Source organism: Salipaludibacillus sp. CF4.18 (genome assembly GCF_051262595.1).
GTDB lineage: Bacteria > Bacillota > Bacilli > Bacillales > Salisediminibacteriaceae > Salipaludibacillus > Salipaludibacillus neizhouensis.
Window position 1 is genome coordinate 42,033 of the sequence record NZ_JBIMEV010000020.1, and the last position, 14,221, is coordinate 56,253.

General features: G+C 37.5%; 13 protein-coding genes. 7 read left to right on the forward strand and 6 right to left on the reverse strand.

The features are described from left to right. Positions 1-3 precede the first annotated feature (3 nt). From ACHABW_RS13500 to ACHABW_RS13510, 3 genes are all read right to left on the reverse strand, one after another. On the reverse strand, positions 4-216 hold the full coding sequence (locus tag ACHABW_RS13500; protein ID WP_110936505.1) for a DNA-dependent RNA polymerase subunit epsilon: 213 nt from the start codon (positions 214-216) through the stop codon (positions 4-6). Between the two features lie 419 nt (positions 217-635). Continuing rightward, positions 636-1,217, reverse strand: coding sequence for a peptide deformylase (gene def / locus ACHABW_RS13505; RefSeq protein WP_110936504.1), 582 nt, complete (start codon positions 1,215-1,217; stop codon positions 636-638). 241 nt (positions 1,218-1,458) lie between these two features. Then, on the reverse strand, positions 1,459-1,647 hold the full coding sequence (locus ACHABW_RS13510) for a YjcZ family sporulation protein (protein ID WP_110936503.1): 189 nt from the start codon (positions 1,645-1,647) through the stop codon (positions 1,459-1,461). Between the two features lie 234 nt (positions 1,648-1,881). Between ACHABW_RS13510 and ACHABW_RS13515 the strand changes: the two genes are divergently transcribed. The 5 genes from ACHABW_RS13515 (at position 1,882) to lpdA (ending at position 7,856) form a co-directional block, all read left to right on the forward strand. Continuing rightward, complete coding sequence (locus ACHABW_RS13515; protein ID WP_435755795.1) at positions 1,882-2,535, forward strand: YkyA family protein; 654 nt, start codon at positions 1,882-1,884, stop codon at positions 2,533-2,535. A gap of 448 nt (positions 2,536-2,983) precedes the next feature. Beyond that, positions 2,984-4,072, forward strand: coding sequence for a pyruvate dehydrogenase (acetyl-transferring) E1 component subunit alpha (gene pdhA / locus ACHABW_RS13520; protein WP_110936501.1), 1,089 nt, complete (start codon positions 2,984-2,986; stop codon positions 4,070-4,072). A gap of 3 nt (positions 4,073-4,075) precedes the next feature. After that, positions 4,076-5,053, forward strand: coding sequence for an alpha-ketoacid dehydrogenase subunit beta (locus ACHABW_RS13525; protein WP_110936500.1), 978 nt, complete (start codon positions 4,076-4,078; stop codon positions 5,051-5,053). An 89-nt stretch (positions 5,054-5,142) separates the two neighbouring features. Continuing rightward, the gene (locus ACHABW_RS13530; protein WP_435755796.1) at positions 5,143-6,444 is read left to right on the forward strand and encodes a dihydrolipoamide acetyltransferase family protein; all 1,302 of its coding nucleotides are present in this window, start codon (positions 5,143-5,145) and stop codon (positions 6,442-6,444) included. 2 nt (positions 6,445-6,446) lie between these two features. Continuing rightward, positions 6,447-7,856: a dihydrolipoyl dehydrogenase gene (lpdA, locus tag ACHABW_RS13535; protein WP_110936498.1), complete on the forward strand. Its 1,410-nt coding sequence runs from the start codon at positions 6,447-6,449 to the stop codon at positions 7,854-7,856. Positions 7,857-8,142: 286 nt separating this feature from the next. On the opposite strand, the gene ACHABW_RS13540 is transcribed toward lpdA, so the two are convergent. Together ACHABW_RS13540 and ACHABW_RS13545 are read right to left on the reverse strand one after the other, a co-directional pair. After that, on the reverse strand, positions 8,143-8,559 hold the full coding sequence (locus ACHABW_RS13540; protein WP_110936497.1) for a hypothetical protein: 417 nt from the start codon (positions 8,557-8,559) through the stop codon (positions 8,143-8,145). A 196-nt stretch (positions 8,560-8,755) separates the two neighbouring features. Next, on the reverse strand, positions 8,756-10,270 hold the full coding sequence (locus ACHABW_RS13545; RefSeq protein ID WP_435755797.1) for a glycine betaine uptake BCCT transporter: 1,515 nt from the start codon (positions 10,268-10,270) through the stop codon (positions 8,756-8,758). A 247-nt stretch (positions 10,271-10,517) separates the two neighbouring features. Between ACHABW_RS13545 and ACHABW_RS13550 the strand changes: the two genes are divergently transcribed. Both ACHABW_RS13550 and ACHABW_RS13555 read left to right on the forward strand, forming a co-directional pair. Beyond that, positions 10,518-11,420 (forward strand): polysaccharide deacetylase family protein, encoded by a 903-nt coding sequence (locus tag ACHABW_RS13550; RefSeq protein WP_435755798.1) that lies wholly within the window; start codon positions 10,518-10,520, stop codon positions 11,418-11,420. 25 nt (positions 11,421-11,445) lie between these two features. Further along, the gene (locus ACHABW_RS13555) at positions 11,446-12,591 is read left to right on the forward strand and encodes a M23 family metallopeptidase (protein ID WP_435755799.1); all 1,146 of its coding nucleotides are present in this window, start codon (positions 11,446-11,448) and stop codon (positions 12,589-12,591) included. 75 nt (positions 12,592-12,666) lie between these two features. Here ACHABW_RS13555 and ACHABW_RS13560 read toward each other — a convergent pair whose 3' ends face one another. Next, the gene (locus tag ACHABW_RS13560; protein ID WP_435755808.1) at positions 12,667-14,145 is read right to left on the reverse strand and encodes an aminotransferase class I/II-fold pyridoxal phosphate-dependent enzyme; all 1,479 of its coding nucleotides are present in this window, start codon (positions 14,143-14,145) and stop codon (positions 12,667-12,669) included. Positions 14,146-14,221 lie beyond the last annotated feature (76 nt).

Below are 14,221 nucleotides of genomic sequence, written 5' to 3' on the forward strand. Positions count from 1 at the left end.
GCCTTAAAAATTCTCCAATTTAAAATCAAGATTGTTTTCTTTTTCGTATGCGAGTGATTCTTCTGATAACGGGGTCACAAATTCAATATTATATTCCTTACCTGTTAACTTTTTACGTACTTCCTCTTCCGATGCTGCTTCTAAATATAATGAATTTGTTCTCTCTCTTACAGGTACTTCGTTTAATGTATCCTGATAAAACACTTTAAAGATCATTAGATCCTCTCCTTTTTCATATTAATAAATTTATAGTATAGGACTCTTTTAACTTTTCTTCATACGTTTTCAAGCTCAGTGATCCTATGAAAGCGTTGAATATATGCCGAGTTACCGATGAATTAGATAGGATTTCAAAATTTTCCTCCTTTTTTCAGTTCCGATCTGAAAAAAGATGAAATAAATAGTAGAATCAGCTAATAAATAAACCCTTCGTAACTTTTCAATAATCGTTCTCTCCACCTTTTCAACATTTTAAACCCTGTTCCCTTGCAATTCAAGTTTGATGTCTAATTAGACGGCAGTATTTACTCTTAAAATAGAATAATTCGCCCTAATCTAAAGGTTATATGGCTAATAGCTATGAATAATATAAACCAAAGATTTAATGGCTTCCATAAAAAAACCCTTCCTTTACTTTAAGAAAGGGGCTCTTCATGTTCAGTTCTATTAATGACTTCCTTTGGAGGAAGAGTTTCCTTGTAAGGATCATCTTCATCGATTCGGTCATAGAACATAATCCCATTTAAATGATCAATTTCGTGTTGGAACACAATTGCCAAGAATCCCCGAAATCTCTTCACAACTTTTTCTCCATTTAAATCGTAGCCCTCTACTTTGATCCGTGAGTACCTCGGAACTGTTCCGGTTATTTCACGATCAACAGAAAGACAGCCTTCACCACTCTCAAGAAACGTTGTTTCTGCTGAATGACTGATAATTTTAGGATTAAATAACCCATATTCTTCTAATTCATCTTTATGATTCGTTGTTCTGACAGCGATCATTCTTTTGGGAATGTTTATTTGTGGTGCAGCAATCCCTACTCCAGGTCTTAAGTTATATTCCTCAGCAATTTCAGGATCTTGACTATGTAGTAAGAAGTCCATCATGCTTTGCAATGTTTTCTTATCTTCTTCGTTAGGTGGTATATCCGTTGGCTCTGCAACTTGCCGCAATGTTGCATGTCCTTCTCTTATGATATCTTCCATTGTCAACATATTTGTGTCCTCCTATACACTTAAAAAATATGATAATAACATAATACCAATTATGTATTATTTAATTAAAATAGATAAAATACTGGCTAGAGGAGTATTTTCACTAATTAAAGGAGTAATCTTGCTTCGACTAAACCTGATAAGAGTTCCATTTACTCCTCTTCTCCTATCATACCCAGTTTTCAAGCGAAAGAAAAGAGAAAGCGAGTCATTTTAACTCGCTTTCTCCAGAATATGCGATTTAGCAGTGGAAATGAGATGCTCCTACAATAATTAATAGGATAAAAAGCACCACAATTAGAGCAAAGCCTTTTCCTGCGCCTGCAGCCGGGGCATAGGCACCAGCAACTGCACCTGGATGACCATACCCAGCACCAGCAACTTGTGATCCATATCCGCAAGGGTCGCAACAACCATCGTATCCATACATAATAAATCCTCCTTTTTAATCGTCAGCCGTCTTTGTTGAGCGGCGTAATAACATGGTATGCATTAGACCAGAGATGGAATGGATATATGCCTAGAAAAAGAGGATTCTTCATCAAGGAATGAAAAACAGGATATTATACCCAGCTTCAAAAAATATCTTGTCAAAATAGAGAAAATAGGGTAGCTTGATAAATGGATGACAATTTCGTTTGATTATTTTTAGGAGGGGCTTTTTTTGAAAAATTTATATATCGTTTTGGTGATGGTAGTCACCTTAATAATTCTATCTGGTTGTACGAATGAACAACCGGCAGAATTAATGTTTGAACCCTTAGAAGAGTCAGTTCAAATAGAACAAGACATCGAGACCAAGCAAGGACCTTTAACTGAAGCTGAACAAAATGAAGCTGAACTATATACAGAAATGTTAACTCTCTCGTCAGTTGAAGAAATTGAGCTATTAGCAGATGAAGCTATTGCCTCTGCTGAATCAAGAAGAACGATAATGGAAGAGGAATATGAGTTGATTGAAGAATCTTACACGGTTTTTCAAGAAATTGAACCACATGTTGAAGAAATTGATGAAGAAGAAGCTGAGCAAAAAACTCATGGAGAAGAATTAATTCAGGTTATGGATGAAAGATATGATGTTTATCAAGAATTACATGAAGTGTATATGGCTTCCATTGAAGATGATATTACATTATATGAGATGGCGAAGACTGAAGATGTAGAAGTGGAAGACCTTCAGGCACAGCATGAGATCGTAAATGAATCTTATTCTCAAATCACTTCTTTAAATGATCAATTTAATGAATTGACTTCTTCCTATAATGAAGCAAAAGTTGCTTTCTATGAAGCATCTGACTTAGATATTAATTTTGAATAATAAAGTTACTTTTTTTGAGATGACGAAAGTCATCTTTTTTTATATCAACTTGTGATGAATTGAACAAGTTAATGATATATAACAGACCTACTAATAATTCTATAACAGTTTAAACAATGTAACTGAAAAAAATTATAATATTAAGCGATAAAATTCAATGAAAGCTAGTTCAAAAGCGTTGACGAATCAAATTAACTTGTGTAAACTTTAAATTGTAAATAGAGGGTTGTATCATAAATTTAAAAATGAAACTATTACAGAAGGTGTGGAATTGTCGTAAAGACAATGGATTAATACCTCTGAAAAAGGGTATACAACCACTATATATTTAATTATCGGTTTCGTATCACATGGTTTAATTGAATTTGGGTATCTTAGTTAGTAGTGATTCAAGAGACTTATTTTAAAAGATATTTCTAAGATTAGAAAGGATGAGGTGAAAAGATTCATGGAAAAAACGAAAGAACTACAACAAGTAGAGGATCAATTCCAAACTTTCCAAATCCTCGATGAGGAAGGGAAAGTAGTTAATGAAGAAGCAATGCCTGAGCTTTCTGATGACGAGCTTAAGGAATTAATGACAAGAATGGTATATACACGTATATGGGATCAGAGAGCGATTTCACTTAATCGTCAAGGGCGCTTAGGTTTCTATGCTCCAGTAGCCGGTCAAGAAGCTTCAATGATTGGATCGCAGTTTGCTTTAGAGGAGAATGATTGGATTTTACCAGGATATCGTGACATCCCACAAATTCACTTTCATGGTGTTCCTTTAGCACAAGCATTTTTATGGTCTCGTGGTCATTTTATGGGTGGTCAAATGCCAGAAGGCGTGAGAGTAATGATGCCTCAAATTATTATCGGTGCACAAATCACGCAAACTGCTGGTGTAGCAATGGGTCTTAAAAAGAATAAAGAAGATGCAGTTGCTGTTACTTACACGGGTGATGGTGGGGCTTCACAAGGCGACTTCTACGAAGGAATGAACTTTGCTGGTGCGTTTAATTCTCCTGCAATTTTTATTGTGCAGAATAACCGTTTTGCCATATCAGTGCCTGTTGAAAAACAATCTGCTGCAAAAACTATTGCACAAAAAGCAGTAGCAGCAGGTATTCATGGAGTACAAGTTGACGGAATGGACATACTTGCAGTTTATGCAGCAACAAAAGAAGCTCGAAAACGTGGATTGGAAGATAATGGTCCAACACTAATTGAAACTCTGACTTACCGTTATGGACCTCATACAATGGCAGGAGACGACCCAACTAGATACCGTACTTCTGAGTTAGATGATGCGTGGGAAAAGAAAGATCCTCTTGTCCGTTTCCGAAAGTATTTGGAAGGGAAAGATCTATGGTCGGAAGATGATGAAAACAAAGTAGTCGATCAGGCTAAAGAAGATATAAAAGCAGCTATTAAAGAAGCAGATAGTGCTCCGAAACAAAAAGTTACGGACTTAATTGGAATTATGGGAGAAGATCTTCCAGCAAATTTAGAGGAGCAAATGAACGAATATAAAGAAAAGGAGTCGAAGTAAGCTATGGCGCAAATGACTATGATTCAAGCAATAACTGATGCAATGCGAGTCGAACTGAAAAACGATGAGAAAGTACTCGTTTTCGGGGAAGATGTAGGGCAAAACGGAGGAGTTTTCCGAGCTACAGAAGGACTACAAAAAGAATATGGGGAAGATCGTGTATTTGATACGCCTCTAGCTGAATCTGGAATCGGTGGATTAGCAGTAGGTTTAAGTGTAACTGGTTTTCGTCCTGTAATGGAGCTTCAATTCTTCGGTTTCGTTTTCGAAGCATTCGATGCCATTGTCGCCCAACTTGCACGCATGCGTTATCGTTCTGGTGGAACGTATCATTCTCCGGTTACAATTCGTTCTCCTTTCGGTGGTGGCGTAAAGACACCTGAGCTTCATGCAGATAGTTTGGAAGGTTTAATGGCTCAGTCACCTGGGATTACGGTAGTTATTCCTTCTACACCTTATGATGCGAAAGGATTATTGATCTCTTCTATTCGCAGTAATGATCCAGTTGTGTTTTTAGAACATATGAAACTTTACCGATCGTTCCGGGAAGAGGTTCCAGAAGATGATTACTCTATTCCTTTAGGCAAAGCAGATGTGAAAAGAGAAGGGACAGATATCACTATTATTACATATGGTGCGATGGTTCATACTTCTCTTAAAGCAGCGGAAGAGCTTGAAAAGGATGGTATTTCAGCGGAGGTAATTGATTTACGTACAGTAAGCCCAATTGATATTGAGACAGTTATCAAATCTGTGGAAAAAACAAATCGGGCAATGGTAGTTCAAGAAGCGCAGAAGCAAGCAGGAATTGCTGCACAAGTAGTCGCAGAGATAAATGAGCGAGCAATCCTTAGTTTGGAAGCGCCGGTCCTTCGGTTAACGTCACCAGATACTGTGTTCCCATTTGCATCAGCTGAAGATACTTGGTTACCTAATCATAAAGATGTGATTAAAAAAGCAAAATACATTATTGAATTTTAAATAGATATATTTTTCAAAAGGGAGGAAGAAGAAATTTGTTCCTCCTTGTTCTGTATGAAAAGATAAGAAAGAATTGGAGGCAAAAAATAATGGCATATGAATTTAAACTTCCTGATATCGGGGAAGGTATTGTCGAAGGTGAAGTCGTTAAGTGGCAGGTAAAAGAAGGCGATGAAGTTAAAGAGGACGACGTTTTATGTGAAGTACAAAACGATAAAGCTGTTGTAGAAATTCCTTCTCCTGTAGATGGTGTTGTTCAAAAGCTCCATGTTGAAGAGGGTGTTGTTACAACTGTTGGAACCGTAATTATTACATTTGAAACAGATGCGGAGCAACCGGCAGAAGCGCATGGTGGAGATGAAGAGGAAGAGAAAGCTGAGGAGAAATCCGAGGAAAATACTTCTTCTAAAGAGGAAAAGAAAGAAGAAGCTCCGAAAGAAAAAGCAGCAAACGAAGAAGAAATTGACGAAAGTGCAAGAGTAATTGCAATGCCGTCAGTCCGTAAATTTGCTCGTGAAAAAGAAGTAAACATCCGTAAAGTAAACGGCTCGGGTAAAAACGGACGTGTGTTAAAAGATGATATCGAGTCATACCTTTCTGGGGATTCTCAGCCTGAAACAGTTGAGGAATCAGCTGATACAGCGAAATCTGAGAAGAAATCAGTCTCTGCATACAAGCCTGAGAATGGAGAACTTGAAACGCGTGAGAAGATGTCCGGAATTAGAAAAGCTATCTCTAAAGCTATGGTTAATTCCAAGCACACTGCGCCTCACGTTACTTTAATGGATGAAATTGAAGTAACAAATTTAGTTGCTCATCGTAAGCAATTCAAGCCAGTAGCACAAGAAAAAGGTATTAAGTTAACGTATTTACCTTATGTGGTGAAAGCATTAACTTCTGCTATTCGTGAGTTCCCAATGTTAAACACTTCTCTAGATGATGCTACAGAAGAAATTGTTCATAAACATTATTACAATATTGGAATTGCTGCAGACACTGAAAAAGGATTAATGGTTCCTGTAGTAAAAGATACAGACCGAAAAAATATTTTCAGTATTTCTGATGAAATTAATCAGCTTGCTACTAAAGCAAGAGAAGGCTCTTTATCATCTGCAGAAATGAAAGGTGCTTCTACAACAATTACAAATATCGGATCCGCAGGTGGTCAATGGTTTACACCAGTCATCAACCATCCGGAAGTAGCAATTCTTGGGCTTGGTCGCATCGCTGAAAAAGCTGTGGTTAAAGATGGAGAAGTAGTCGTTGCTCCAGTGTTAGCCTTGTCATTAAGCTTTGATCATCGTATCATTGATGGTGCAACAGCTCAGCATGCGTTGAACCATATAAAGCGTTTGTTAAACGATCCACAATTACTTGTAATGGAGGGGTAAACATGGTAGTAGGAGATTTTCCGGTAGAAGTAGATACGCTCGTCATTGGCTCTGGGCCAGGGGGATATGTGGCTGCCATTCGCGCAGCACAATTAGGGAAAAAGGTAACAATTGTTGAGAAAGGGACAATAGGTGGCGTTTGTTTAAATGTAGGTTGTATCCCATCTAAAGCCTTGATCGAAGCAGGACATCGTTACCACGACGCAGGAAACTCAGAAGATATGGGAATTACTGTTGGAGAAGCAAAGTTAGACTTTTCAAAAGTACAAGCCTGGAAAGGTTCTGTAGTCGACAAGTTGACTGGGGGCGTGGAAAGCTTACTTAAAGGAAATAAAGTAGAAGTAGTTCGTGGGGAAGCATACTTTGTTGACGATAGTACAGTTAAAATTATGGACGAGAAAAGTTCTCAAACATATAAGTTTAATGATTGTATTGTAGCAACTGGTTCTACTCCGATTGAAATTCCTGCATTTAAGTGGAGTAAACGTGTCGTTTCTTCCACAGGTGCATTGGCTTTGGACGAGGTTCCTAAGAAGCTTATTGTCATTGGCGGAGGCTATATTGGAATTGAGCTAGGTTCAGCATATGCTAATCTAGGTTCTGAAGTAACCATTCTTGAAGGTACAAAATCAGTCTTACCTACATTTGAAAAACAAATGAGTCAACTTGTTGTTAAACGCTTGAAAAAAGCAGGTGTGACGATTAAAACAGAAGCAATGGCAAAAGAAATGGAAGAAACAGATACAGGTATTAAAGTTAAAGCAGAAATTAACGGAAAAGAAGAAGAATTTGAAGGTGATTATCTTCTAGTTACAGTCGGCAGAAAGCCTAATACAGACGAGCTTGGTTTAGAACAAGCTGGTGTTGAACTAGATGAAAAAGGCTTAGTCAAAATTGATAAGCAATGCCGTACTTCTTCTTCTCATATTTATGCAATTGGTGACATTACACATGGTCCGGCATTAGCGCACAAAGCTTCTTATGAAGCTAAAGTCGCTGCTGAAGCAATCGCTGGAGAACCAGCAGAGATCGATTATACTGCGATTCCTGAAGTTGTTTTCTCAGGTCCAGAACTTGCTAGTGTTGGTCTTAATGAGAAACAAGCTAAAGAAGAGGGATATGACTATGTAGCTTCAAAATTCCCTTTCCAAGCAAATGGAAGAGCATTATCTTTAAATCAATCTGAAGGATTCCTGAAAATGATCACTAGAAAAGAAGATGGTTTAGTATTAGGGGTTCAGATTGCAGGTACAAATGCTTCTGATATGATTTCTGAAGCGTGTTTAGCAATAGAAGCAGGAATGACTGCTGAAGATATTGCTTTGACAATTCATGCACACCCATCACTAGGAGAAATCACGATGGAAACTGCTGAAGTAGCATTAGGAATGCCAATTCATATAGTAAAATAAAAGTAAAAAAATGCCACCCAATTTGGGTGGCATTTTTAATAAGTCAGGAATTTATAAAATTACCGGTTTATAAGAGATTTGTTGTTTTCCATCGAACAGAGATGCTCCAGACGATTGCTTTCCTGAAGCAATGTCAGGCCTCTTCGGGAAAATAACACGTCTCCTCCTCCGTAAAGTAACGCTCTTCCCAGTGTGGTGGGTCTACAGTTATTGCTTGTGCAGAGCAAATGAGCGCAGTTTTTTGAAGTCTATTAGGAACGTCTTATCAGGCGTGCGGAAATTAAAGTTAAGAGGCTCGTTCTTTAAGGCTTAATAGGTTTACTTTCAATTTGTTATAGATAGACTGGAAATCATGTTGTCCATCTATTTGCATGATTACCTCTAAATCATCAACTATTAATAATGTTGGAAACGATTTGATATCAAAGTAATTTACAATCTCTTCGTCATCATTTGAGATAATATTTAGTTGAGAAAGTTTATTAGGATGATCTTGTCGAAAATTAATTAGTGCATCGTAATAATCATGTTCGGAATTTATATCATCATGTTCATTAGAAAATAAAATAGTCACCGGAGAATTGTCTTCTTTAGAATTTTCCAGGAAAGGATAACTTGTACTAATTGTTGACTGTTGGTTACAACTTGAAACAAAAACCAGCATAAGTGTAATAGCAATAAAGGGAATAAGTCGCTTAAACAAAATTAGCCTCCAATAATTAAAAACGGATTTGGTACTTAAGATACCCTAATATTACCATATACAATATATGAATACTTTGTCGTAATCAAAATGTTATATAAATGATACCTCGAACAAATAATGTAATCTAATAGAAATTAGCCATCTATTGTGTTGAAGATTTTTTGTGAACTTTTGTTGGATCTTCTACCAAGAATCATTTTTTGTATTTTTTTCTCTCCGGTATGGTCTCTCTCCTTAAAGCTTTCATCAAACTGATAATCATGAAGATCATAATGATTGCAAAAGGGAAGGCCGCAATGATTGAAGCGGTTTGTAAGGCCTCCAATCCACCAGCCAAAAGAAGGACTGCGGCAGTAGCAGACTGAATAATGCCCCAAACAAATTTCACTGAATTGGCAGGATTCATACTTCCGTTTGTTGTTTGCATTCCCAATACAAAAGTTGCAGAATCTGCTGATGTAATAAAAAAAGATGCGATAAGTAAAACTGCTACAAACGACATTATCCACCCAAAATTATATTGCTGTAAGACAAAGAAGAGAGCAGTTTCCATCCCGGATTCTTCCATCACACCCATGACATCAATTCCTTGAATGTACTCGAGGTGGATCGCTGTTCCGCCAAAAACAGAAAACCAAAGTGCTCCAAATATTGTTGGTACAGCAATGACACCAATGATAAATTCACGAATTGTTCGGCCTCTTGAAACACGAGCGATGAAAGTTCCAACAAAAGGTGCCCATGCAATCCACCAAGCCCAGTAGAAAATTGTCCAATCCTCAACCCAGGTGGATTCCATATTGAATGTATCTAATTGGAAACTCATTCTAACTAAGCTTTGAGCATAGCCACCTAAAGTCTGTGTAAATGAATTCATAATGAAGTTTGTCGGTCCGGAGAATAATAAGAACAACATCAAAATAATAGCTAAATATATGTTAGTCTTACTTAAAATTCGTATACCGATATCTAAACCCGTTTGAGAAGACAGCATGTATAAGAATGTTACAACAATAATTATGATCACTTGTAAACCAGTGGTATTATCAATACCGAATAAATTTGATATTCCACCACCGATTTGAGCCGTTCCGAACCCAAGAGAGGTAGCGACACCAAAGACGGTAGCGAAAACAACAATAACATTGATAGTTGTTCCGATGACACCATTAACTCTATCACCGAGAAGAGGTTCAAATGCTGCGCTAACAACTCCTGCGGTTCCTTTTCTGAATTTAAAGTAAGCAAGTGTTAAAGCGACGACAGAATAGATGGCCCATGGATGAAGCCCCCAGTGAAAAAAGGCGTATCTTAACGCATATCCCGCAGATTGAATGGATTGACTTTCAATATTTTCCGAAGGTGCAGGCTCGTAAAAATGGTACATCGGTTCAGATACACCCCAAAAAACTAAACCTATACCCATACCTGCTGTAAAAAGGAAGGAAAACCAAGTTATGTAGTTGTAGTCGGGTTCTTCATCCTGTTTTCCTAATTTAATTCTCCCATACGGGCTAAAAACTAGAAATATCACAAAAGCAAGAAAACCCGTTGCTGCTAATAAATAAAACCAACCAAATTGATCAGTTATAAAACCTTGTATTTCTCCTGTTACACCTTCTAAATTTTCAGGATTTATCACTCCCCATAAAATAAAAGCAAGAGAAATGATGACTGAAATCATGAACACTGGTGTAAGCTTCTTCATGTAATCACCCTTTCATTAATTTTTTAAATTCGTGACTGATTATTAATGGAATATTTATGGGAATCATAGTGAAGGTATACTAACCATCTTTATAGTGCCCGCTGGTTATCATAATTAATCAATTTATATTTCATAATTTGATACAATATAGTATAGATAAGATGTGCTAGAAGAACGATACATTTTTGTGTTGAATTATGGTAAAATTTGAAGGTGATATTTAGAGATACTGAAAAGAGGGGTAAAATTGAAACGATTTGTATTCATAAGTGTTAGTTTAATGCTGGCTGGTGTCGTAACGGCTTGCGGAAACAATGAAGAAGTTGATGAGGAATCTCTTAATAACGAGCCTGTTGAAGTGAATGAATCGAATGAACTAGAAGATAGTGACGAGGAAACAATCGATTCGAACGGTAATAACTCCGACGAATTAAATGACACAAACACTGACCTTGAAGAAAACAGTACAAATAGTAATAGTAACAGCACCGCTGAAGATAACACCACTGAGAAGGAAGAAGTGGTTCCTGAATATGAAATTAATCCAAATGATTTTTCTGTTCAACCAATTGACGATGCTTCAGAAGAAGTTGTTTTACTTACAATTGATGATGCTCCTGACAGTCATGGTGCAGAAATGGCCGAAATATTAGCGGAATTAGAAGCACCGGCTATCTTTTTTGTGAATGGTCATTTTATTCAGTCTGATGAAGGGAAAGAACAATTACAGAAAATCTATGATCTTGGTTTTGAGATAGGTAATCATACGATGACTCATCCAAATTTACGTGATATATCGGAAGAAGAACAATATGATGAAATTGTTCAGCTTAATGACGAGATTGAGGCAGTAACAGGCGAAAGGCCGAGGTTTTTCCGCCCGCCCCATGGAGCCGATACAGATTATATGATGGAAGTTTTGGAAGAAGAAAATATGCAGACGATGAACTGGTCTTACGGTTATGATTGGGAAGCGGAATACATGAATAAAGAAGCTATCGCCAAAATAATGGTCGAAACCGAATTATTAAGAAGCGGTGCAAACTTGCTTATGCATGACCGAGAATTTACTAAAGATGCGCTAGAAGATATAGTTTCAGGTCTTCGTGACAAAGGGTATGAAATGGTAGACCCTGACGCTATAAAATAGAGTTGAGATGAGGGATTACAGTACGATGAAGAAATGTCTTATTACCCTATTTTTCGTAACGACGTTAGTAGGGTGTCAAAATCAGGAACAACCAGAAGAACAAACAGAGATACCTGATGGGGCTTCTAATCAAAACAATTCGAACAATGAAAAGAATAATGAGGTTCCAGATTTGAATCAAGAAAGTAATAACGTTGAGCAAGGAAAACAAGAATTTAAGACTCATTCTATTGAGGGAGATGAGGAAGTTTATTTATCAGTGGAAGAGATTACAGAGAATCTCGGTGGAGACTTTGAATATAATAGTACTGATAAATCGTTGACTTTAGAAATAGAGGGAAGAGAATTTTATTTTGTTTACGAAGTGCCAGTGATGGAAGTAGATGGGGTATATATCCCTTCAGATGAAATTACTTTAAAAGAAATAGATGGAGATCCTTATGTATCAAAAGGGTTTATCGAACAAGGCTTGGAGACCGAGTATACGTATGAAGAAGAGGAAGAACTACTTTCATTTACTTGGGAAGATGAAGTAATAGATGCTTGGGCATCGACCGGACAAACTGAGGTAGATATCTCTTCTCTTTCCGTGTCTGAAATGGTCGAATATTTGTCATTTCTGCAAGAGCCTATTGAAAATGCCAGTGTTAGTACAGTTGAGAGTCATCTTCCTGGTGCTCCTCGTATTTATCGTAATGGCTATCATGAGGGATTTGACTGGTATGGTTATTCGACGGGTACTGAGATAACTACAGATACCCCTATTCGTGCAATGGCTGATGGAGTGGTTGTGAGAGTAGATGCTGACTTTGATGATTATCCTTCCCACGAAATTAGAAACGAGGATTTAGATGTAGCGGGAGAAGTAGGATACACACCTGAATATATACTGGATCGATTAAGAGGAAAACAAGTGTGGGTGCAATACGAGGATGGTGTAATGAGTCGTTTTGCACACCTTGATTCGATACCTGAGGAGTTAGAATTAGGACAAAAAGTCGATGAAGAGACTGTTATTGGGTATGTTGGGAATTCTGGAACAAGTGGAGCAATGGATGACGATGGAAGTGGACTCCACCTACATCAAGACTTACTAATTTATGGAGAGTTATTCTGGGAACCATATTCATTGGAAGAAGCTCATGATATTTTAAGCCAATTGTTTCGCTAAAAGATATAAAAAACATAGACATCAGAGAAATTTCTGATGTCTATGTTTTTTCTGTTTATTGTTAAGAGTTAAGAATTATAGAATTGCTTTTCGTTCACTGATGACTCGAATATAAGTTAAAGTAGCATCTTCGGGTCCTTGCACTGGCAGCCCTGCTTTAATGTTTTCTGAAATATAATGTAAATTGTCATGTTCAATAATTTCACCAGGAATAAATATTGGGATACCTGGTGGATAGATCATAATAAATTCAGCACTAATGCGGCCTGCTGATTCGTCCAGTTTTACCAACTCTGTATCTGCATAAAATGCTTCACGTGGAGACAAAGATAGAATTGGAATATTCGGGATTTCAACATCAGATCTTTCTGAATTACGGTTGGAAGCATCAAAATATTGGACTGATAATTCTTTTAATGCATCTGTTAAAACGGTTATATTTTCTTTAGTCTCACCAATAGTCACGATACAAAGGATATTATACAAATCAGAAAGCTCGACCTCGATATTCGCTTTATCCCTCAGCCAGTTTTCCACTTCGTAACCATTAATAGATAAGTCTTTGATTGAGATAATCAATTTAGTTGGGTCAAGATCATAAATGGCATGATCATCAAGCATTTCTTTACCCGGACAGTAAATACCAGGAATCCGATTTATTTCCTCTCTGGCTGCTTCTGCGAGTTTTATTGCTTCGTCCAATAGAGCTTCCCCTCTTATTGCCAAATGTCTTCTGGCGGTATCTAGAGAGGATAATAAGATATAGGAAGTGGAAGTTGTCGTAAGCATACTAATGATACTTTGAACACGGGAAGAGGAAATGTAATCTCCCCGAATATTTAGAACAGAGCTTTGAGTGAGAGAACCTCCAAGTTTATGAACGCTCGTAGCAGACATATCGGCACCAGCCTGCATCGCTGACAATGGAAGCTTGTCACTAAAATGAATATGGACACCGTGGGCTTCATCTACAAGGACGGGAATATCGTATTCATGGGCAGAACGGACAATCTCCTCTAAATTTGCAGCTACGCCAAAATAAGTGGGGTTTATCACAAGAACTCCTTTGGCATCAGGATTTGCCTCGATGGCTTTTTTCACGGATGATACTGTAATTCCGTGCGAAATCCCTAAAGTAACATCCAATTCGGGATGAATAAAAATTGGTGTAGCTCCAGAAAATATGATTGCGGACATAATTGATTTATGCACGTTTCGGGGGACAATTATTTTGTCCCCAGGGCTGCAAACTGTCATGATCATAGTCATAATCGCACCACTTGTACCTTGTACTGAGAAAAATGTATGGTCTGCATGGAATGCCTCAGCAGCAAGTTCTTGCGCTTCTTTTATAATTCCATGAGGATGATGCAGATCATCTAGTGGAGAAATATTTATTAAATCAATGGATAAAGCGTTATCTCCCATAAATTGTTTGAATTCAGGGTCCATTCCGGTTCCGTGTTTATGACCTGGGATGTGAAATTGGACCGGTAAAGATTTAGCATGGTTAAGTACCCCATGAAAAAGTGGAGTCTGTTGCTGTCGACGAATATATGACACTTCTTTCACCTCAAGTTTAAAGTAAGTTACGATAAGAGGTTTGTCCTATTACAAGGTATTAATTCAG

What these genes read in the sequence shown, in the direction of transcription:
- ACHABW_RS13525 (WP_110936500.1), top strand. Translation starts at nt 4,076, where the DNA reads ATGGCGCAAATGACTATGATTCAAGCAATAACTGATGCAATGCGAGTC.
- ACHABW_RS13555 (WP_435755799.1), top strand. Translation starts at nt 11,446, where the DNA reads ATGAAGAAATGTCTTATTACCCTATTTTTCGTAACGACGTTAGTAGGG.
- ACHABW_RS13545 (WP_435755797.1), bottom strand. Translation starts at nt 10,270, where the DNA reads ATGAAGAAGCTTACACCAGTGTTCATGATTTCAGTCATCATTTCTCTT.
- ACHABW_RS13530 (WP_435755796.1), top strand. Translation starts at nt 5,143, where the DNA reads ATGGCATATGAATTTAAACTTCCTGATATCGGGGAAGGTATTGTCGAA.
- pdhA (WP_110936501.1), top strand. Translation starts at nt 2,984, where the DNA reads ATGGAAAAAACGAAAGAACTACAACAAGTAGAGGATCAATTCCAAACT.
- lpdA (WP_110936498.1), top strand. Translation starts at nt 6,447, where the DNA reads ATGGTAGTAGGAGATTTTCCGGTAGAAGTAGATACGCTCGTCATTGGC.
- ACHABW_RS13510 (WP_110936503.1), bottom strand. Translation starts at nt 1,647, where the DNA reads ATGTATGGATACGATGGTTGTTGCGACCCTTGCGGATATGGATCACAA.
- ACHABW_RS13500 (WP_110936505.1), bottom strand. Translation starts at nt 216, where the DNA reads ATGATCTTTAAAGTGTTTTATCAGGATACATTAAACGAAGTACCTGTA.
- def (WP_110936504.1), bottom strand. Translation starts at nt 1,217, where the DNA reads ATGTTGACAATGGAAGATATCATAAGAGAAGGACATGCAACATTGCGG.